The 19,161-nt window shown below is 61.2% G+C and carries 21 protein-coding genes; 16 read left to right on the top strand and 5 right to left on the bottom strand.

The genetic code is table 11. The features are described from left to right. Positions 1 to 542 precede the first annotated feature (542 nt). Together rhtA and FIV38_RS29140 are read left to right on the top strand one after the other, a co-directional pair. Positions 543 to 1,430: a threonine/homoserine exporter RhtA gene (gene rhtA, locus FIV38_RS29145; RefSeq protein WP_070996204.1), complete on the top strand. Its 888-nt coding sequence runs from the start codon at positions 543 to 545 to the stop codon at positions 1,428 to 1,430. 169 nt (positions 1,431 to 1,599) lie between these two features. Continuing rightward, complete coding sequence (locus tag FIV38_RS29140) at positions 1,600 to 1,881, top strand: hypothetical protein (RefSeq protein WP_029300660.1); 282 nt, start codon at positions 1,600 to 1,602, stop codon at positions 1,879 to 1,881. Positions 1,882 to 1,885: 4 nt separating this feature from the next. Here the strand turns inward: FIV38_RS29140 and FIV38_RS29135 are convergent, their stop codons facing one another. Further along, positions 1,886 to 2,446, bottom strand: coding sequence for a TetR/AcrR family transcriptional regulator (locus FIV38_RS29135; RefSeq protein WP_092235360.1), 561 nt, complete (start codon positions 2,444 to 2,446; stop codon positions 1,886 to 1,888). A 90-nt stretch (positions 2,447 to 2,536) separates the two neighbouring features. Here FIV38_RS29135 and FIV38_RS29130 point away from each other — a divergent pair, with 90 nt between their 5' ends. Both FIV38_RS29130 and FIV38_RS29125 read left to right on the top strand, forming a co-directional pair. Then, the gene (locus tag FIV38_RS29130) at positions 2,537 to 3,268 is read left to right on the top strand and encodes an SDR family oxidoreductase (protein ID WP_092235356.1); all 732 of its coding nucleotides are present in this window, start codon (positions 2,537 to 2,539) and stop codon (positions 3,266 to 3,268) included. Positions 3,269 to 3,304: 36 nt separating this feature from the next. Further along, positions 3,305 to 3,895 (top strand): 2-hydroxychromene-2-carboxylate isomerase, encoded by a 591-nt coding sequence (locus FIV38_RS29125; protein ID WP_092235353.1) that lies wholly within the window; start codon positions 3,305 to 3,307, stop codon positions 3,893 to 3,895. Between the two features lie 45 nt (positions 3,896 to 3,940). Here FIV38_RS29125 and FIV38_RS29120 read toward each other — a convergent pair whose 3' ends face one another. The 3 genes from FIV38_RS29120 to FIV38_RS29110 all read right to left on the bottom strand — a co-directional run bounded on the left by FIV38_RS29120 (position 3,941) and on the right by FIV38_RS29110 (position 7,439). Further along, positions 3,941 to 5,749: an aminopeptidase P family protein gene (locus tag FIV38_RS29120; RefSeq protein WP_092235350.1), complete on the bottom strand. Its 1,809-nt coding sequence runs from the start codon at positions 5,747 to 5,749 to the stop codon at positions 3,941 to 3,943. 37 nt (positions 5,750 to 5,786) lie between these two features. Further along, on the bottom strand, positions 5,787 to 6,947 hold the full coding sequence (locus tag FIV38_RS29115; protein WP_092235347.1) for a cysteine desulfurase family protein: 1,161 nt from the start codon (positions 6,945 to 6,947) through the stop codon (positions 5,787 to 5,789). 222 nt (positions 6,948 to 7,169) lie between these two features. Then, positions 7,170 to 7,439 carry a hypothetical protein gene (locus tag FIV38_RS29110; RefSeq protein ID WP_092235345.1) on the bottom strand — a complete coding sequence of 90 codons (270 nt, stop codon included), beginning with the start codon at positions 7,437 to 7,439 and terminating at the stop codon, positions 7,170 to 7,172. 254 nt (positions 7,440 to 7,693) lie between these two features. Here FIV38_RS29110 and ssuD point away from each other — a divergent pair, with 254 nt between their 5' ends. The 3 genes from ssuD (at position 7,694) to FIV38_RS29095 (ending at position 11,202) form a co-directional block, all read left to right on the top strand. Further along, positions 7,694 to 8,839 carry an FMNH2-dependent alkanesulfonate monooxygenase gene (ssuD, locus tag FIV38_RS29105; RefSeq protein ID WP_092235342.1) on the top strand — a complete coding sequence of 382 codons (1,146 nt, stop codon included), beginning with the start codon at positions 7,694 to 7,696 and terminating at the stop codon, positions 8,837 to 8,839. Between the two features lie 63 nt (positions 8,840 to 8,902). Continuing rightward, a complete protein-coding gene (locus tag FIV38_RS29100) occupies positions 8,903 to 10,090 on the top strand; it encodes an acyl-CoA dehydrogenase family protein (RefSeq protein ID WP_092237386.1) in 1,188 nt (395 codons plus the stop codon). An 8-nt stretch (positions 10,091 to 10,098) separates the two neighbouring features. Continuing rightward, the gene (locus FIV38_RS29095) at positions 10,099 to 11,202 is read left to right on the top strand and encodes a sigma-54 interaction domain-containing protein (RefSeq protein ID WP_092235339.1); all 1,104 of its coding nucleotides are present in this window, start codon (positions 10,099 to 10,101) and stop codon (positions 11,200 to 11,202) included. Here the strand turns inward: FIV38_RS29095 and FIV38_RS29090 are convergent. Beyond that, a complete protein-coding gene (locus FIV38_RS29090; protein WP_029300646.1) occupies positions 11,191 to 11,556 on the bottom strand; it encodes an antibiotic biosynthesis monooxygenase in 366 nt (121 codons plus the stop codon). The two genes, FIV38_RS29095 and FIV38_RS29090, sit on opposite strands and share 12 nt — an antisense overlap. 194 nt (positions 11,557 to 11,750) lie before the next feature. Between FIV38_RS29090 and FIV38_RS29085 the strand changes: the two genes are divergently transcribed. The 9 genes from FIV38_RS29085 (at position 11,751) to FIV38_RS29045 (ending at position 18,636) form a co-directional block, all read left to right on the top strand. Continuing rightward, positions 11,751 to 12,206, top strand: coding sequence for a VOC family protein (locus FIV38_RS29085; protein ID WP_029300644.1), 456 nt, complete (start codon positions 11,751 to 11,753; stop codon positions 12,204 to 12,206). Between the two features lie 267 nt (positions 12,207 to 12,473). Continuing rightward, positions 12,474 to 13,682: a PepSY-associated TM helix domain-containing protein gene (locus FIV38_RS29080; RefSeq protein ID WP_092235336.1), complete on the top strand. Its 1,209-nt coding sequence runs from the start codon at positions 12,474 to 12,476 to the stop codon at positions 13,680 to 13,682. Further along, complete coding sequence (locus FIV38_RS29075) at positions 13,682 to 14,221, top strand: hypothetical protein (protein WP_029300641.1); 540 nt, start codon at positions 13,682 to 13,684, stop codon at positions 14,219 to 14,221. The genes FIV38_RS29080 and FIV38_RS29075 overlap by 1 nt, the downstream gene beginning before the upstream one ends. Next, positions 14,218 to 14,547 (top strand): hypothetical protein, encoded by a 330-nt coding sequence (locus tag FIV38_RS29070; RefSeq protein WP_029300639.1) that lies wholly within the window; start codon positions 14,218 to 14,220, stop codon positions 14,545 to 14,547. Before FIV38_RS29075 ends, FIV38_RS29070 begins: the two co-directional genes overlap by 4 nt. Beyond that, entirely contained in the window at positions 14,544 to 15,119 is a 576-nt protein-coding gene (locus FIV38_RS29065) for a DUF6162 family protein (protein ID WP_092235333.1), read from the top strand. Before FIV38_RS29070 ends, FIV38_RS29065 begins: the two co-directional genes overlap by 4 nt. A gap of 34 nt (positions 15,120 to 15,153) precedes the next feature. Further along, the gene (locus FIV38_RS29060; protein ID WP_092235330.1) at positions 15,154 to 16,074 is read left to right on the top strand and encodes a metal ABC transporter substrate-binding protein; all 921 of its coding nucleotides are present in this window, start codon (positions 15,154 to 15,156) and stop codon (positions 16,072 to 16,074) included. Continuing rightward, on the top strand, positions 16,071 to 16,817 hold the full coding sequence (locus FIV38_RS29055; RefSeq protein WP_092235327.1) for a metal ABC transporter ATP-binding protein: 747 nt from the start codon (positions 16,071 to 16,073) through the stop codon (positions 16,815 to 16,817). The genes FIV38_RS29060 and FIV38_RS29055 overlap by 4 nt, the downstream gene beginning before the upstream one ends. Further along, positions 16,814 to 17,713, top strand: coding sequence for a metal ABC transporter permease (locus tag FIV38_RS29050; RefSeq protein ID WP_029300631.1), 900 nt, complete (start codon positions 16,814 to 16,816; stop codon positions 17,711 to 17,713). Before FIV38_RS29055 ends, FIV38_RS29050 begins: the two co-directional genes overlap by 4 nt. Beyond that, positions 17,713 to 18,636, top strand: coding sequence for a metal ABC transporter solute-binding protein, Zn/Mn family (locus tag FIV38_RS29045; protein WP_029300630.1), 924 nt, complete (start codon positions 17,713 to 17,715; stop codon positions 18,634 to 18,636). The genes FIV38_RS29050 and FIV38_RS29045 overlap by 1 nt, the downstream gene beginning before the upstream one ends. Positions 18,637 to 19,161 lie beyond the last annotated feature (525 nt).

Genomic DNA, 19,161 nt, shown 5'->3' with positions numbered 1-19,161 from the left:
CTGATAATCTTGTTGACTATCAGTCTGACTCCACAAGCACCCACACGAATTGCTTGATTCAGTTGTTAAAGAGCGGTTGGTTAAGATCTTTCGTCTCAACCGAGGCGCGCATTCTACAGCAGCCTCATTTGCTGTCAAGTGGTTATTTTCAGAAGCTTTCGAGGTTTTCCTCAACAACTTCAACCACTTGCGCTTCAGATCTCTCGTCAGCGGGAGGCGAATTCTACAGCGTTACACGCTGCTGTCAACACCTCTTTTTCAACTTCCTTTTGGCTTCGATGAACTGAAGCAACTTGCTGTCGAATCTCGCATAACTCATTGTTTACCAAGGAGTTTTCCGTTTCGACTGCGCCGGAAGTGGGGCGAATTATAGACAGATATAATTCGCCGTCAACCGTTAATTTGGTTTTCCTATCGAAATACTCAAAGCCCCTTCGCTCTACAGATAGCACGCACAAATTTGAGCAATATATTGCCCATTTCGAACCAGTTGATCATCATAGTGGCTTCTGCCTTTATATGACCTGGACAAACACCCCCCAATGACCACCTCATCCCGCAGCCTGGGCTCCGCACTTTTCCCTGTCGGCCTGCTGCTCATCGCCATGGCCTCCATCCAGTCAGGTGCGTCGCTGGCCAAAAGCATGTTCCCGATTGTCGGCGCCCAAGGCACCACTACGCTGCGCCTGGTTTTCGCCAGCATCATCATGCTGCTGTTGCTTCGCCCCTGGCGCGCAAAACTCACCGCCAAGTCACTGCGCACCGTCATCGTCTACGGGATGGCGCTTGGCGGCATGAACTTCCTCTTCTATATGTCATTGCGCACCGTGCCCTTGGGAATTGCAGTGGCCCTGGAATTCACCGGGCCACTGGCCGTGGCCATCTATGCCTCGCGGCGCGCCGTTGACTTCCTGTGGATCGCCTTGGCCATCATCGGCCTACTGCTCTTGATACCGGTTGGTGAAGCCAGTCAAGGCATCGACCTGACCGGGGCGGCCTACGCTTTGGGGGCGGGTATCTGCTGGGCACTCTATATTCTGTTCGGGCAAAAAGCTGGCGCGGACAACGGCGTCCAAACAGCCGCCCTTGGCGTAATGATCGCCGCACTGTTCGTGGCCCCTATCGGTATCGTCCATGCCGGTAGCGCCCTGCTGACACCCGCGCTGATTCCCATCGCCATTGGCGTGGCGATTCTTTCAACTGCCCTTCCCTATACCCTGGAGATGGTCGCTCTGACCCGACTGCCCGCACGCACCTTCGGTACCTTGATGAGTATCGAGCCCGCATTCGGCGCGCTTTCCGGTCTGTTTTTCCTTCAGGAATACCTGTCCCTGGCCCAATGGCTCGCGATCGCCTGCATTATCCTGGCCTCCGTGGGTGCAACGCTGACCATGCGCAGCCAGTCAAAGCCAATCGTCGCGGCAGATTGAGACAGGATTTAACGAAGCTCTGGCATTTGCCGCTCAATTAGGCCATGTTTAGGCCGTAACTCAGTGTCAGTCATGGAGATTTTCGAATAAGGACATCCACGAACGCTAGACTTGAGAGCGAGCAAAGCCAGCATCGGGCATTCCAACGGCGCGGCTATTAAGGATGGTAATGAAGCGAATTTTGATAGTGCTTGTCGTCATCGCCCTGGCGGGATGTGCCGCAACCACCAAGACCGAAGTCAAACGCGGAAAGAAAGGGCTGCATATCAACTGCTCTGGCCTGTCCTCCTCCTGGGATCAGTGCTACACCAGCGCAGCCAACTCGTGCGGCAAGAAGGGCTATCGGGTGATCGCCAAGTCCGGCGACAACACCGAAGAGCCAGGTGACTACCCTTTCGGTATCAACCCTGCCGGCTATACCAGCCGCAGCATGATCGTGCTCTGCAAGTAAGTAGTCATGGCTGGGCGATCCTCTGGCTGAGCTCTTTATAGCTCGATGAAAGCACCTGCGCCTGAACGTCCGGGTCAACCATCATTCTAGCCACCACCAGTGCCCCCACGCACTGGGACAACATCGCCCAGGCCAAGCTGTCACTCTCCAAAGTCCGTGCCCAGTTGGCCTGCAACCGACAAATCCACTCTTGCGCCTGCTGGCGTACAGCTATATCAGCACGAGCAATCTCCGCCCCCATGCTCGGCAATGCGCACCCGTCTTGCACCTGCTCCACGTGGGCCATGCTCAAATAGATCTTGAGGCAGCGGTCCAGGCGCTCTCGACTCTGCACCTCCCCTTCCCCCAAACGCGCAAGGCTTTGGCTCAACTCGTGCTCGACGATTGAGCTGAACAACGCGTCCTTGGAGGAAAAATGGCTATAGAACGCCCCTCCACTCAAGCCAATGGCCTTCATCAAACCATCCACGCCAACACTGGCAAACCCTTCTTTTTTAGCCAGGGCCGCGCTGCTCTGCAGGAGCTTATCTCTGGTTTGCTGCTTGTGACTGACTGAATAGCGCATCGCTTCTCCCCATGAATTCACCACCTTGACGCCCGCCGAAGCGTAGCATAACGTGCGTTTAGTTAACGACCGTTTACTAAAGGGTTTCCCATGACTGAAAATAAGAAAATCGTGCTGGTCGTCGGCGCAGGCGACGCTACAGGCGGCGCCATCGCCAAACGTTTTGCCCGTGAAGGTTATGTGGCCTGCGTCACCCGACGCAGTGCCGACAAACTGCAGCCTCTGGTGGAGAGTATTCAAGCGGCCGGTGGCGAAGCCCACGGCTTTGCCTGTGATGCGCGCAAGGAGGATGAGGTGATCGCGCTGATCGAGCAGATCGAAAGCGAGCTGGGTCCGATTGAAGCCTTCGTGTTCAACATCGGCGCCAATGTGCCTTGCAGCATCCTCGAAGAAACCGCACGCAAATATTTCAAGATCTGGGAGATGGCCTGCTTCTCAGGCTTCCTGAATGCCCGGGAAGTGGCCAAGCGCATGGTGACCCGCCAGCGCGGGACTATCCTGTTTACCGGTGCCACAGCCGGGTTACGCGGCGCCGCCGGCTTCGCTGCCTTCGCCGGCGCCAAGCACGGCATTCGCGCCCTCGCTCAAAGCATGGCGCGCGAGCTTGGCCCGATGAACATCCATGTAGCTCACGTGGTAGTAGATGGCGCCATCGACACCGACTTCATCCGCGACAACTTCCCAACCAAATACGCACTCAAGGACCAGGATGGCATCCTTGATCCCGAGCATATCGCCGACAACTATTGGCACCTGCACAGCCAGCCACGGGACGCCTGGACCTTCGAACTGGACCTGCGCCCCTGGAATGAAACCTGGTAAGCACGCCTACATAACAATAAGCAGCGAGCATCCGACATGAACAAAACCCTGGAATTTTTCTTCGACCTCGGCAGCCCCACCACCTACCTGGCCTACACCCAACTACCTGGAATCTGTGCCGAAACCGGCAGCCAGCTGGCGTACCAACCCATCCTGCTGGGTGGCATCTTCAAAGCCACCGGCAATGCCTCGCCCATCACCATTGCGGCCAAGGGCCGCTACATGCTGCAAGACTTGGCACGTTACGCCAAGCGTTACGGTGTGCCCCTCACGTTCAACCCGCACTTCCCTATCAACACCCTGACACTGATGCGCGCCGTCACCGGCATTCAATTGCACCAGCCAGAGCGTTTTATCGACTTCATCGACTGCCTGTTCCGGGCCTTATGGGTGGATGGACGCAACCTGGGTGATCCGGCAGTCGTCGCGCAGGTCCTGGCGGAACACGGCTTCGATCCGGCCCAGGTGCTGGAATTGACCCAGGATGAGGCAGTAAAGGACGCCCTCAAGCACAAGACCGAAGAAGCGATTGCCCGTGGCGTGTTTGGTGCGCCTAGCCTGTTTGTCGGTCAACAACTGTTCTTCGGCCAGGATCGCCTGGATTTTGTCCGCGAAGCCTTGAGTTAACACCAGCATCCTGCTCGCAGGCCCAGACCTGCGAGCAGTCAGCCCTTATATCGCGGCCGTACGCACTTGCAACCACTCAAGCGCGGCGCCACTGAGCAACGGGCTCAAGCGTTGACGCACCTCAGCGTGGTAGTCGTTGAACCACTGCCGCTCCTCGATCGTCAACAATGACGGTACCAGGCAACGGGTATCGATCGGGCACAGCGTCAGGGTTTCGAACTTGAGGAACTCACCGAACTCGGTCTTATCCGCCTCCCGGTTCAACACCAGGTTCTCGATACGCACCCCCCAACGCCCCGGACGATAAGTGCCCGGTTCAATGGAGGTGATCATTCCCGGCTGCATCGCGGTTTGCGGCGCGGCCGCAGCCTGGTAGGCAATCACCTGCGGGCCTTCATGGACATTGAGAAAGTAGCCAACCCCGTGACCGGTGCCATGACCGTAATCCACACCTTCAGCCCAGATCGGCGCACGGGCGATGGCGTCCAGCAACGGAGAGAGAATGCCCTTGGGAAATTGCGCGCGCGACAGGGCAATCACGCCCTTGAGCACACGGGTGCAATCGCGCTTCTGCTCTTCGCTCGGCGTGCCGATTGGCACCATGCGCGTGATATCAGTGGTGCCGCCCAGGTACTGGCCACCTGAGTCGATCAACAGCAGGCCATCACCCTCGATCACCGCGTGCTCTTCTTCCGTGGCGTGGTAATGGGGCATCGCGCCATTGCCGTTGAACGCGGCGATGGTATTGAAACTCAGCGACACATAATCGGGGCGCCGGGTTCGTGCGGCAGTCAGGTGTTCATCGATTGTCAGCTCAGTGATGCGCTCGCGCCCCAGGGCCGAGTCCAGCCAGGCGAAAAACTCGCACAAGGCCGCACCATCCTGTTCCATCGCCCGGCGAATATGCTCAGCATCCGCCAGGCTTTTGCGAGACTTGGCCAGCGTGGTCGGGTTGAGCCCTTCCACCAGCTTGACGCCACTGCCCAGGTTATCCAGCAACCCGGCAGTCACGCGTGCTGGATCCACCTGCAGGCTGGCACCGTCCGGCACTTCAGCCAGGGCCGCCGCCACTTCACTATAGTCACGCAGTGTCACGCCATCCTGTTCCAGCACCCCACGCAACGAGGCATCGACCTTGCCGAGGGCAACAAATAGCGTTGCCTGCTGCTGGTTGATCAGGGCGAACGACACAAACACCGGGTTGAACGAAACATCTGCACCGCGCAGGTTGAACAGCCAGGCAATGTCATCCAGGGTGGCAATGAAATGCCAATCGGCGCCTTTGTCCTTCAGGCTGGCGCGCAGTGCCGCGAGCTTTTCGCCTCGGCTGACGGTGGCCTGGGGCGGCAGGTGCTGGTAGATCGGCTGGTTTGGCAGCTCGGGACGGTCAGTCCAGACCTCACTCAACAAATCGATATCAGTACGCAGGCAAGCGCCACGCTCCGCCAACTTGCTGCCCAGGGTGCGGGCCGATGCAACGGCCATCACCGCGCCGTCCACTGCCACTACCCCACCTTCTGGAGTGTTCTCACCCAACCATTCCAACGGGCCGGGCTGCCCCGGTTGCAGCTTCACCAACTCAATACCGCTGCCGTCCAGCTCCTTGCTCGCCTGCTCCCAGTAACGGCTGTCAGCCCAGACACCGGCAAAATCAGCCGTAACGATCAGCGTGCCTACCGAACCATGAAACCCCGACAACCACTGCCGCCCCTGCCAGTAACCCGGCAGGTATTCGGACAGGTGCGGATCGGCCGATGGCACCAGCAGGGCATCGATGCCCTCGCGCTTCATCAACTCGCGGGTATGCGCCAGGCGCTGGGGAACCGTTCCATGGGTCAAAGGCTGCGTACTCATCTTGTCTCCTGCTAACCACTAATAATTTTTATATGTTTCAAACCGCCCAGAAGGCCGGTGCGCTGGCCAGCGAGCTCTTGATCAATTGCACCGCCTGATCGATATCCTGCTCGGTGGTGAAGCGCCCCAAGCTCAGGCGAATGGTGCGACCGGCGCTGCGCGCATCATGCCCCAGGGCAAGCAATACATGGGACGGCGCATTGCTTGCCGAATTACAGGCAGAGGTCGCCGAAAACGCGATACCGGCGCTCAAGGCCGCCGAATTGAACTCACCCTCGCTGAACGTCAGGCTCAAGGTGTGGGGAATGCGCTGGGTGGCACTGCCGTTCAGGCGCACGCCGGGGATAGCCAGCACTTGCTCCAGCAGACGCTGGCGCAGGGCGACAATCCCCACCGACTCTTCAGCAAAAAATTGCCCGGCCAACGCAAAGGCACTGCCCATGCCTGCAATCTGGTGGGTCGCCAGGGTACCCGAGCGCAGCCCACCTTCATGACCACCCCCGTGGATCTGTGCGGTGACGTTCTGCTGCGCCCGCGGCCCGACATACAACGCACCGATGCCTTTGGGGCCATACAGCTTGTGTGCAGAAAACGACATAAGGTCGACCGGCCAGCGCGCCAGGTCGATCTCGACCTTGCCCGCCCCTTGCGCCGCATCCACATGCAGCAGTGCGCCATGCTCACGCACTCGCGCGCCAATGGCCGGGATGTCGTTGAGCGTACCCAGTTCGTTGTTGACCAGCATCAACGACACCAGGAACGTGTCTTCACGCAGTGCCTGGCTGACCGCCTCGGCGGTGATCAGGCCATCGGCGTCCGGCACCAGGTAGGTCACGGCAACCCCGGCCTCCTGCAGTTGGCGCGCGGTGTCCAGCGTCGCCTTATGCTCGATCTGGCTGGTGATGATATGACCACCGGCCACGCCCCGCGCCTGGGCCACGCCCTTGAGCGCCAGGTTGTTGGATTCGGTGGCGCCCGAGGTCCAGACGATCTGTTCGGGCTGGGCGCCGACCAGCTCCGCCACCTGCCGACGCGCCTGCTCGACCGTGTGCCGGGCCTGTTGGCCAAACGCATGGGAGCTGGATGCAGGGTTACCGAAATTGGCGTTGAAACCCAGGCACTCGACCATGGCCTGGATGACTCGCTCATCCACCGGTGTGGTGGCGGCGTAGTCGAAATACAAAGGACGTTTATTCATGACGTTTAAAGACCCGCAGAGCATGTTCCCGAGATCAGCGTCCCAGGGGCAGCGACCAGTACAGAGATCGTCAGGTTAACCCGATCGGATGCCGTTAAAGAATTGAAAAGTGCGTAGGAACGCTCCTGAAATTGAGCTTAACAGGCTCGATGAAAAGGATGGAAAACAAAAAGCCCGAAGTTCCTGCGAAGAACTTCGGGCTCGGGACCACCGCCAACGCTTTTAGCTGGGACGGTCATGCAACATCACGTTGCGCTCTGCGTTCATTTCACCCTGGCGATCAAAGCCAAAAGGTGTCTGTGGCTGGGCAGACAGCTCGGCTTTCTTCTGTTGATATTCGTCAAACGACAAGCCACGGCGGTTAAGCCCTTCCATCGCCAACTGCTTGGCCTCCTCGGCGGTGTAGGGCCGCAACTCGGGTGCCGGAGGGGAGGCGCAACCGGCAAGCAAAGAGGCAACCAGCAACAAGGCAACAGTGAGGTAGTGGTTCATGGCGAAGGTCCTGCGAATCGGGCGTCAAGGCAATGAACACAGGCTACTCCCACGCCTTTGCAGGGAAAAATCATCCGCTGTGATAGTCGCTATCAGCCAATCCGACATATTCCTTATGGATCTATAAATAGAGAAATACGTTCGTTTACGGAATAAACCAGACGTTCTATAACGGTCCCCCAACGCCGCAACTGTTGTTTCCACAACTGTTGGCCGGGCAACACTCTCTGTTGAACATCGCTCAAGGACTTGTCATGGATGTTTTCTGGTTTCTTCCGACCCATGGCGACGGCCATTTCCTGGGGACTACCCAGGGTGCGCGCCCAGTCACCCTCAACTATCTGAAGCAAGTAGCCCAGGCCGCCGATAACCTCGGCTACCACGGCGTGCTGATTCCCACCGGCCGCTCCTGCGAAGACTCCTGGGTGATTGCCTCGGCACTAGTGCCCTTGACCGAACGCCTGCGCTACCTGGTGGCAATCCGCCCGGGGATCATCTCGCCCACCGTGTCCGCGCGCATGGCCGCCACCCTCGACCGCCTGTCCAACGGCCGACTGCTGATCAACGTGGTGACCGGCGGCGATCCCGATGAAAACCGTGGTGACGGCAGCTTCCTCGACCACAGTGAACGTTATGAGGTGACCGATGAATTCCTCAAGATCTGGCGTCGAGTATTGCAAGGCGAGTCCGTGGACTTTGAAGGTAAACACCTGAAGGTGCAGAACGCCAAGGCCCTTTATCCGCCGGTTCAGAAACCTTACCCGCCGCTATACTTCGGCGGCTCGTCCGATGCGGCCCACGATCTCGCCGCCGAACAGGTCGACGTGTACCTGACCTGGGGCGAACCGCCCGCAGCCGTCGCCGAGAAACTCGCCGATGTACGCGAACGTGCGGCGCGCCATGGTCGCACCGTCAAGTTCGGCATCCGCCTGCATGTGATTGTGCGCGAAACCGAAGACGAAGCCTGGCAGGCAGCAGCCAAGTTGATCGAACACATCAGCGACGAGACCATCGCCGCCGCGCAAAAATCCTTCTCGCGCTTTGACTCCGAAGGCCAGCGCCGCATGGCCGCCCTGCACGATGGGCGGCGCGACAACCTGCAAATCGCCCCCAACCTGTGGGCCGGCGTCGGCCTGGTACGCGGAGGCGCCGGCACCGCGCTGGTAGGCAACCCACAACAAGTGGCCGAGCGGATCAAGGAATACGCCGACCTGGGCATCGAGAGCTTCATCTTCTCCGGCTACCCGCACCTGGAAGAAGCCTATCGCTTTGCCGAGCTGGTATTCCCGCTGCTGCCCGAACCCTACGCCAGCCTGACCGGACGCGGCATCACCAACCTTACCGGGCCGTTCGGCGAAATGATCGCCAACGATGTGCTGCCTGCCACCGCAAAAGCCTGACCCACCTTTGTAGGAGCCGGCATGCCGGTGCCTACAGCGCATGTGATTTTTCAGGAGCACCGCGTGCCAGCCAAACCCCATAGCGTCCTGCCATCCCCTTTGCAAACCGCCAAGCTGCTGGCCGCCGAGTTCGCCCTCAGCGCCGTAGAGCGTGACGAGCGCGGCGGCACGCCCAAGGCCGAGCGCGATGCCCTGCGCCACAGTGGCCTGCTGGCACTGAGCATTCCCACCCAGTACGGCGGCCTTGGCGCACGCTGGAGCGAAACCCTGGAGGTCGTGCGCGAGTTCGCCAAGGTCGACAGCTCCATCGCCCACGTCTTCGGCTTCCATCATCTGATGCTGGCCACCGTGCGCCTGTTTTCCCGCCCAGAGCAATGGCAGCCCTGGTTCGAACAGACCGCCCGCAAGCACTGGTTCTGGGGCAATGCCCTCAACCCCCTGGATACGCGCACGGTGGTCAAGGACTTTGGCGGCTGGCGCGAATTCTCCGGAAAAAAGAGCTTCTGCTCCGGCGCCAGCGACTCACAGATGCTGATCGCCTCGGCAGTCGATGAAAGCGCCGGCGGCAAGCTGCTGATCGCCGCCATCCCCAGCGCACGCAGCGGCATCACCGTGCACAACGACTGGAACAGTATCGGCCAACGCCAGACCGACAGCGGCAGCACCAGCTTCGAGCGCGTCAGGGTCGAAGAGTCGGAACTGTTGCTGGACCCCGGTCCCCTGAGCACACCGTTCGCCTGCCTGCGTCCGCTGATTGCCCAACTGACGTTCACCCAAATGTTCCTCGGCATTGCCGAAGGCGCGTTTGAGGAAGCGCGTGACTACACCCTCGCCGAAACACGGCCCTGGCATAAATCCAGCGTCCAGGATGTGCGTCAGGACCCTTATGTGCTCAGCCACTACGGCGAATTCTGGGTCGCACTCGAAGGCGTGCGCCTACTGGTACAACGGGCCGCCGAGCTGCTGGACCAGGCCTGGGCCAAGGGCCCTGCCTTGAGCGAACACGAGCGTGGGCAACTGGCGATTGCCATCGCCACGGCCAAGGTCGCCGCCACCCGCAACGGCCTGGAGCTGTGCAGCCGCCTGTTTGAGGTCACCGGCGCCCGCTCCACCCACGCCTCGCTGCGCCTGGACCGCCACTGGCGCAACCTGCGCACCCAAAGCCTGCACGACCCGGTGGACTACAAACTCCACGAATTGGGCGACTGGGCCTTGAACCAGTCCCTGCCGACGCCAACGTTCTATTCCTAGAGGTGCCCATGCAGCTTTTGACCCTACCGCCCTCGCCCGCCCTCGCCACGTCGATTCGCGCCACCGCGCAAGTCTTCGAAGACCCCAAGTCCCAGGCCCTGCTCGCGCATATCCAGCAAGTGGCCCCCAGCGAAGCCAGCGTGCTGATCATCGGCGAAACCGGCACCGGTAAAGAGCTGGTGGCCCGCCACATCCACAACCTCAGCGCCCGGGGCAACCGGCCCTTCGTGGCGGTCAATTGTGGGGCGTTTTCCGAATCCCTGGTGGAAGCGGAGTTATTCGGCCATGAAAAAGGCGCGTTCACTGGCGCCCTCAGCGCCAAGGCCGGCTGGTTCGAAGAGGCCGACGGCGGCACCTTGTTCCTCGATGAGATCGGTGATCTGCCCATGGCCATCCAGGTCAAGCTGCTGCGCGTCCTGCAAGAGCGCGAAGTGGTGCGCCTGGGCTCACGCAAGAGCATTGCCATTGACGTGCGGGTACTGGCGGCGACCAATGTGCAACTGGAAAAGGCCATCAACGCCGGGCATTTCCGTGAAGACCTGTATTACCGCCTGGACGTGGTCAGCCTGGAACTGAGCCCGTTGCGCGAACGCCCCGGCGACATCCTGCCCCTGACCCGCCACTTTATCGACGCCTACAGCCAGCGCCTGGGCTACGGCCCCATCACCATCAGCCCCGAGGCCGAGCAAAAGCTCAGGAGCTACAGTTGGCCGGGCAATATCCGCGAGTTGGAAAACGTCATTCATCACACCTTGCTGATTTGCCGCAACGGTGTGATCGAGCGCGACGACCTGCGCCTCTCGAATATGCGCATCGAGCGCCAGGACGACAGCCAGCACGGGGTCGACAATAGTGCCGAAGCCTTATTGGAGCGGGCCTTCCAGAAGCTGTTTGACGAACAGGCCGGCGCACTCCATGAGAAGGTCGAAGACGCGCTGCTACGCGCCGCCTACCGTTTCAGCCACTACAACCAGGTGCACACCGCCAACCTGCTGGGCCTGAGCCGCAATGTCACGCGCACACGCCTGATCAAGATCGGCGAACTGGCGGTCAACAAGCGCCGCCCCGGGGAAAACCTGCAAGGCGAACGCATGTTGCATCTATCGATATAAGTTGCACGCCAGTGCATTGTCGGCGCTGCGCTCGATACTGCGCAGCACCTGGAATGAACCGAAGGTCACGGCCGTGGCCTGGTGGGCGCAAATCAAGGTCCAGAAGTCCCCGCCCTCGCACTCCAGGCGATTGAACGCCGCATCGCCATCTTCGCGGGTCTGCCATTGCAGGTAGTTGAGCACGCGCCGTCCATCATCACTGACCTGCACACTGGCACTCAAAAAACCCTCATGGCCTTGGGCCAGGCGCTCGGTCTGCTCAGACAGCGCCGACACCAGGGCGGACTGCTGGCGAGGCTCGATCTGAAACTCGATTAATTGGGTAAACCCATGACTTTTCGCGCAAGTCTGCATGACAAATCCCCTTTAGTTGTAGGTGCCGTGCAGGGTAAGACCTCTAGTTAAGTCAAGGTCAAGCCTCTGTTGGAGAAAATGTTCAGGACGCCGTTACAGCACGGTCGTCGGCTGCCAGGAGGCGACGAAAAACTTGGCCTATAGTGAGGAAACCGGAAAAACCGGGCCCCTGAACAACCATCAAGGAGAGCGAAATGAGCGTCAAACCTATCCCCGAGGGCTATCACAGCATCACGCCCTACTTGGGTATCGACAAGGCCGCTGAAGCCATCGAGTTCTACAAGAAGGCCTTCGGTGCCACCGTTGTCATGCGCCTGGATATGCCCGATGGCAAGGTCGGCCATGCCGAGCTGCGCATTGGCGACTCGCCGATCATGCTGGCGTCACCTTGTGCCGAAATGCCGCTTGGCACCCCTGGAGAGCATCCTGCCAGTGTTGGCTTGCACCTCTATGTGGCGGACGTCGACGCGCAGTACAAACAAGCGATCGCGGCCGGCGGTACAGGCATTTGCGAACCCGAGGATCGGTTCTACGGCGATCGCTCGGGCACAGTGAAAGATCCCTTCGGGCATGTCTGGTTCCTTGCCACCCATACCGAAGAACTGACCGAGGAACAGATCCGCCAGCGCGCCAAGGAGCTGTTCGCCTAACCCCAATCACCTGTAGGAGCCGGCTTGCCGGCGAAAAACCCGAGAACAATAGCAACAGGTAACCCGCGTAATCGTTAGAGATTTTCGCTGGCGAGCCAGCTCCTACATGTGTTTGTTGCGCATTGGAAACATTTGCTTTCATTTCCGCCTTAGGGTTTTGCGATTCTCATCCGTCTTAACTTAGATACAGCCCGTCGCGTAAGCAAAAGCTACGACCGGCCTTTCCCGGGCCTTTTCTGCCCCCCTCCGATCAAGACCCTCCTAGACATGTCGAAGAAGTCACGCTCCAAACTCTGGTTTCTCGTACACAGCTGGCTGGCATTGCCCATCTGGTTCTTCGTACTGATCGTCTGCGTCACCGGGACCCTGGCGGTGGTCAGCCAGGAAATCGTGTGGCTGGCCAACCCGGAAATGCGCGCCAGCAAGCCGTCGGACGATGCCGAACTGCTCACTTACGACCAAATCCTGGCTGCGATCAAGCAGGCCGAGCCCAAGGCCATTGTCGAGTCCATCGTCCGTCCGGACGAGTCGCACTTTGCCCTCGACGTCGACATCAGCTACCCCGATGGCCGCTCCGTGGCGGTCTACGTCAACCCGTATACGGGGGTCATCCAGGGCATCAGCCCATCGTTCAACTTCCGCCAGTTCACCCGCGCCCTGCATGGCTGGTGGCTGGTGCCGTTCACCAATGGCTTCAGCTGGGGCTGGTACCTGGTGTCATTCCTTGGGTTGCCGATGCTCGCATCGCTGGTCACTGGCCTGGTGGTGTACAAGCGGTTCTGGAAAGGTTTCTTCAAGCCCACCCTGCGTTTCAAGCACGGCGCGCGGATTTTCTGGGGGGATTTCCACCGTCTGAGCGGCATCTGGTCGATCTGGTTTATCGCGGTGATCTCCATCACCGGCACCTGGTTCTTGATCCAGGCGATTCTCTCGGACAACCAGATCACCATCTCCAGCGAGGCCGTCGTGCCGGTGATCGCCCGGGACAAAGTGCCGTTGTCGGCGCCTGGCGTACCGCCACCGACGATCGCGCTGGACGATGCCATCAACATCGCCAGCCAGCGCATCCCGGGGTTCGACGTCAGCTTCGTCGGCCTGCCGAGCAATGCCTACAGCCACCTGAGTATCGGCGGCCGTGGCTGGTACCCGCTGATGTTCCAGACCGCCGATATCAACCCCTACAACGGTGAAATTGCCGCCACACACCTGCTGTCCGACCGCTCGGGCCTGGAGTTCGTCACCGAGTCCATGCGCCCGTTGCACACCGGCGACTTTGGCGGGATCTGGATCAAGCTGGTCTGGTTCTTCTTCGGCCTGTTGCTGAGCATGATGGTGCTCAGCGGTCTGTTGATCTGGAGCAAGCGCACCGCCCTGGCTACGCTGCACGCTCTCAAGCGCAGCAGCAAGGCTACGCGCAACCCTACGCCAGCCAACCCCATCGGCGCCCTGCAGGCTGAAACTTCGGAGGGCAAGTAATGAGCAAGGCCACCACCGTACAAGCGCCCTCGCCGCTGCGCGCCTTCTGGCTCAAATGGCGGTTCCACATCAATATCCTGTTGTTGCTGGTACCCCTGGGCTTTATGCCCAAGTACTTTGCCGACGCTGCGCTGTTTCGCGGCGACGCCGGCCTGGGCGAGCGCGAGATAGGCGAGGTGCAGGTCGGCCCATGGAGCATCACCCTGGCTGAGCTACGCAATGAAGCGCCCCGCCCCAATCCGGCCGGGCCGATGAAATCCTTCAATGCCGCCCTGTGCGCCACCTGTGGCGATCAGGTCAAGGCCACTTACCTGCGCATCGGCAAACCCCGCAGCCTGCGGGCCGCCGGAGTGATTTTCTTCGGTACCCCGTACCGCATGGGCGCCGCCCTGCCAATCCCCGAACGCACCCCGCCCGACGCCGAACTGTGGATCACCATGGAAGGCTGGGACGGCAGCATGCAACAGGCTTCCATTCCCTTGAGTCAGGCTTCGCCTGCCACTGTCGCCTGGTTGAACAAGCAAGGAGTCAAACCATGAACCTACTGCGCCTGACCCGCACCTGCGCCGTGCTGGCCCTCAGCCTGGGTGCGAGCAACTACGCCCTGGCCCACAACCCGATGTGCGAATGCAAGGAAATCCCCGGCGAGCAGATCCAGTGCACGGGCGGCTTCTCCGATGGCAGCGGCGCGCCCGGCGTGACCCTGGATGTGATCGGCTACGACGAAACCATCCTGGTACCCGGCAAGCTGGGGGCCGACTCGACGTTGACCTTCAAGAAACCTGCCAGCGAGTTCTACGTGCTGTTTGACGCCGGTCCCGGCCACGTTGTCGAGATCGACCAAGCGGATATCCAGGCACCATGACCCGCGTGAGCCCAGGCAACACCCAGGTTGTCCGGCCGGCCGGTGCCGGCCACGAGACCCTCTACGTCCTGTTGCTGTGCCTGATTATCCTGGCCGTCGCCGGCACCGTGGTGTCGCTGCATGGCGAAACCCAGGAAGTCGCGGCTGTGCCCAGCCACCAACTGGACGCCCGTCGCGACTTGAGCGCCGCCGAGCAAGGCATCTACGCCGACCTGCGGGTGACCCTGGATGAAATCCAGTTGCTGGCGCAGGAACAAAGCGCGCTGCCGACGCCCACACAACTGGCCGAAGAAGGCTTCGCGCCCTTCGCCCAGGACGCCAGTTCGGTCAGCCGTGGCGACCACCGCTGGCAGTTGTTGGCGCCTTCTGCGTACCTGGGCTTGAGCCAGGCCAATGACACCAGCGGTTCACTGCTGATGCGCGTGAACGGTAGCGAGCCGGATATCTGGCTCAACCGCAGCGCCAATCTGGCTGCCCCCACCGACCTGAGCGACCAGGGGCTGATCGCCGCTGGCTGGCAGCAGGTCGTTGCGCAATTCGACGCTGGCGTCACCCGCCAGCATCGCCACTGAATTCACGCTGTCTCCGAGAGAAGATCGATTACCCATGTCTATGTCATCTCCCTTGCTCCGCCTGCTGCTGGTGGGCCTGTTCAGCGTCTTGCTGACCCCACTGGCCAATGCCGAGGCGGCCAAGCGCCTGCGTATCGGTATCACCCTGCACCCTTACTACAGCTACGTGGCGAACATCGTCGGCGACAAGGCCGAAGTGGTGCCGCTGATTCCGGCCGGCTTCAACCCCCATGCCTACGAGCCGCGCGCCGAAGATATCAAGCGCATTGGCACCCTAGACGTGATCGTGCTCAATGGCGTTGGCCATGATGACTTTGCCGACCGCATGATCGCCACCAGCGAGCGCCCGGACATCCCGGTGATAGAAGCCAACGCCAATGTGCCGTTGCTGGCGGCCACCGGCAACGCGGCCCGTGGCGCCGGCAAGGTGGTCAACCCGCACACCTTCCTGTCCATCAGCGCCTCCATTGCCCAGGTCAACAACATCGCCCGGGAACTGGGCAAGCTCGACCCGGACAACGCCAAGGCCTACACCCAGAATGCCCGCGCCTATGGCAAGCGCCTGCGCCAGATGCGCGCCGATGCCCTGGCCAAACTCACCAGCGCGCCCAACGCCGACCTGCGCGTGGCCACGGTGCATGCCGCCTACGACTACCTGTTGCGCGAGTTCGGCCTGGAAGTGACCGCCGTAGTGGAACCGGCCCATGGCATCGAGCCAAGCCCGAGCCAACTGAAAAAAACCATCGACCAACTGCGCGAGCTGGACGTGAAGGTGATCTTCTCGGAGATGGATTTCCCGTCCTCCTACGTCGATACCATCCAGCGCGAGTCGGGGGTCAAGCTGTACCCGCTGTCGCATATTTCCTACGGTGAATACAGCGCCGAGAAATATGAAGTGGAAATGACCGGCAACCTCAATACCGTGGTCCGCGCCATTCAGGAGTCGGGGGCATGACGGCGGCTGAACACCTGAATGTGGCCAGCATCGGCCCAACGATTGAGTTCGAAAACGTCTCGCTGACCCTGGGCCGTACCGCGATCCTCGATAACGTCAGCTTCCAGGTGCAACCGGGCAGTATCCACGCCCTGGTCGGCCCCAACGGCGGCGGCAAGAGTTCGCTGATCAAGACGCTGCTGGGGCAGACCCCGCACCAGGGCCAACTGAGCCTGCATTGGCCGGGTACTCCCGGCACCATCGGCTACGTGCCCCAGGCCTTGGAATTCGACCGGGGCCTGCCGATGACCGTCGATGACTTCATGGCCGCGATGTGCCAGCGGCGCCCGGCCTTTCTCGGCCTGTCCCGGCATTACGCCGGCGCAATTGGCGAGGCGCTGGAGCGCGTGGGCATGCAAGACAAGCGCAAGCGTCGCATGGGCGCGCTGTCCGGCGGTGAGCGCCAGCGAGTGTTGCTGGCCCAGGGCTTGATCCCGGCGCCGCAACTGTTGGTGCTCGATGAACCGATGTCGGCCCTCGACGAAGCCGGGATCCAGGTGTTCGAACGCCTGCTGGGCGACTGGCGCCAGGCCGGGATCACCGTGCTGTGGATCGAACACGACCTGGAGGCCGTCGGTCGCCTGGCGGACCGTGTCACCGGCCTGAACCGCCGCTTGCTGTTCGACGCCACGCCCAAAGAGGCACTGACCCCGGAGCGCCTGCTGACGCTGTTTTCCACTCACCCACGGAGCGCAGCCCAATGAGCTACGAAGCCTTTCGCTTGATGGTCCAGGGCTGGGCCTCGTCCGGCTACCTGCCGGAAGCCCTGGCCTATGGGTTTGTGGTCAACGCCCTGCTCGCCGGCCTGCTGATCGGCCCGGTGCTGGGTGGCCTGGGCACGCTGGTGGTGGTCAAACGCTTTGCGTTCTTCTCCGAAGCTGTCGGCCACGCCGCACTCACCGGCGTGGCCGTGGGCATTCTGCTGGGGGAACCCTACACCGGGCCTTACGGCAGCCTGTTCGGTTACTGCCTGTTGTTCGGCATCCTGCTCAACTACCTGCGCAACCGCACCGGCCTGGCCCCCGATACGCTGATCGGCGTGTTCCTCTCGGTGTCCCTGGCGCTGGGCGCAAGCCTGTTGCTGATCCTGGCGGGCAAGATCAACGTGCACATCCTGGAGAACGTGCTGTTTGGTTCGGTCCTGACCGTCAACGGCAATGACCTGCTGGTGCTGGCGATTGTCGGGTCACTGGTGATGGCCCTGGCGCTGCCGCTGTACAACCGCATCATGCTCGCCAGCTTCAACCCACAGCTGGCCGCCGTGCGTGGTGTGGCCGTGAAGACCCTGGACTACCTGTTCGTGATCCTCGTGACCCTGATCACCGTGGCGGCAGTCAAGGTCATCGGCGCGATCCTGGTGGGTGCCCTGCTGGTGATTCCGGCCGCTGCGGCGCGCCTGTTGAGCCAGTCGCTCAAGGGGTTCTTCTGGATCTCGGTGGTGATTGCCACGGTCAGCACCCTGTGCGGGATTCTGCTGCCGATCATCTTCGACCTGCCCATCCCGTCCGGTGCCGCGATCATCCTTGTCGCCGGCATCGCCTTCGCCCTGGCCGCCATTGCGCGCGGCACGGTCCCCAGCCTGAAAGGGAATCTTGGATAATGCGCCCTGTTCTACGCCCCCTGGCCCTGGCCATCGCTTGCCTGATCAGCCCTGCGCTGCTGGCAGCCGCCCCTGCCAAACCACTGCCGGCCGCCGCCCAATCGGCCAAACCGGTCAAGGTCCTGGCGGCCTTGCCCGTAACCTACGGCCTGGCCGAAACCCTGCTCAAGGGCACCCAGGTCAAGCTTGAACGCGCGGCCCCGGCCAACCTGCCGGGTTCGCGCCAGACCTCCTACTTTACCGGCCGCGGTGCGCCGGCCCTGCACACCCTGGCGCTGGACGCCGACGCCGCGATCGGCCTGCGTTCGCTGTGGCCGGATGACCCGCTGTACCCCGTGGCCCGACGCAGCAATATCCGCATCGTCGAAGTGGACGCCGCGCGCCCGGTAGACGGTGGTTTGCCGGGCGTGGCCCTGCAACCAGGGACGGTGGATGGCCTCAACAGCCAGCCGTGGCAATCGAGCAACAACCTGGGGCGCATGGCCGATGTCATGGCCGCCGACCTGAGCCGCCTGGCGCCTGGCGCCAAGGCACAAATCGACAGCAACCTGGCCAGCCTCAAGCAACGCCTGCTCAAGCTCACTGCCGACAGCGAGGCACGCCTGGCCCAGGCCGACAACCTGAGCGTGGTCAGCCTGAGCGATCATTTTGCTTATCTGGTGAGTGGGTTGAACCTGGAGTTGGTCAGCACCGATCCGCGACCGGATACCGAATGGTCCGCCGAGGCGTTGCAAACATTGACGACCAGCCTGAAGGACAACGACGTGGCACTGGTACTGCACCATCGTCAACCGACTGAGGCAGTGAAAACGGCCATCAGCGCGGGGGGATCGAAGCTGCTGGTGCTGAGCACTGACGGCGCAGACCCGGTGGCGGAACTGGAAGGGAATGTGGATCAGGTGATCAAGGCGTTGGCGCCCTGAAAGCACTGCAATACCTATGTGGGAGCGGGCTTGCCCGCGATGGCGGTGTATCAGTCAACTAATGTATCGACTGACACTTTGCCATCGCGGCATAGGTATCTACACAACTACGCCGCAACGCCTAAATCCAGGCAGATAGCGCAGTTGTGGCGAGCGGGCTTGTCGGGACGCCGCATCGCCACGGGGAGTTCGTCAGTTTCTGAAAGTTGTGTAGATACCTATGGCCATCGCGGCATGAGTATCTACACAACTCTCTGATACTTCTGGGCTCTGGGTTTTGCGCTGATGTAGGGGGCATATCCATTGCTGCGGTAACGGCGGCCATGGGTTCCGCCCTTACGGCGGCTCACTTTTGAACAGCGCAAAAGTAAGCAAAACGCTCTTGCCCCACCACTCGGCACCTCGCCTAGGCTCGGTGTGCCCGTAATCCGACATTGATTTGGGGGGCCGCCGCGATGGGCCATCCATGGCCCAGCGCGGCTAAACCGGCGTCCTGCCGGTTTACCCCCCAAATCAATATCGGAT

This window comes from Pseudomonas proteolytica (genome assembly GCF_007858275.1).
GTDB lineage: Bacteria > Pseudomonadota > Gammaproteobacteria > Pseudomonadales > Pseudomonadaceae > Aquipseudomonas > Aquipseudomonas proteolytica.
The sequence above is the reverse complement of the archived record's forward strand: the minus strand, read 5'-3'. Positions and strand labels throughout refer to the sequence as shown.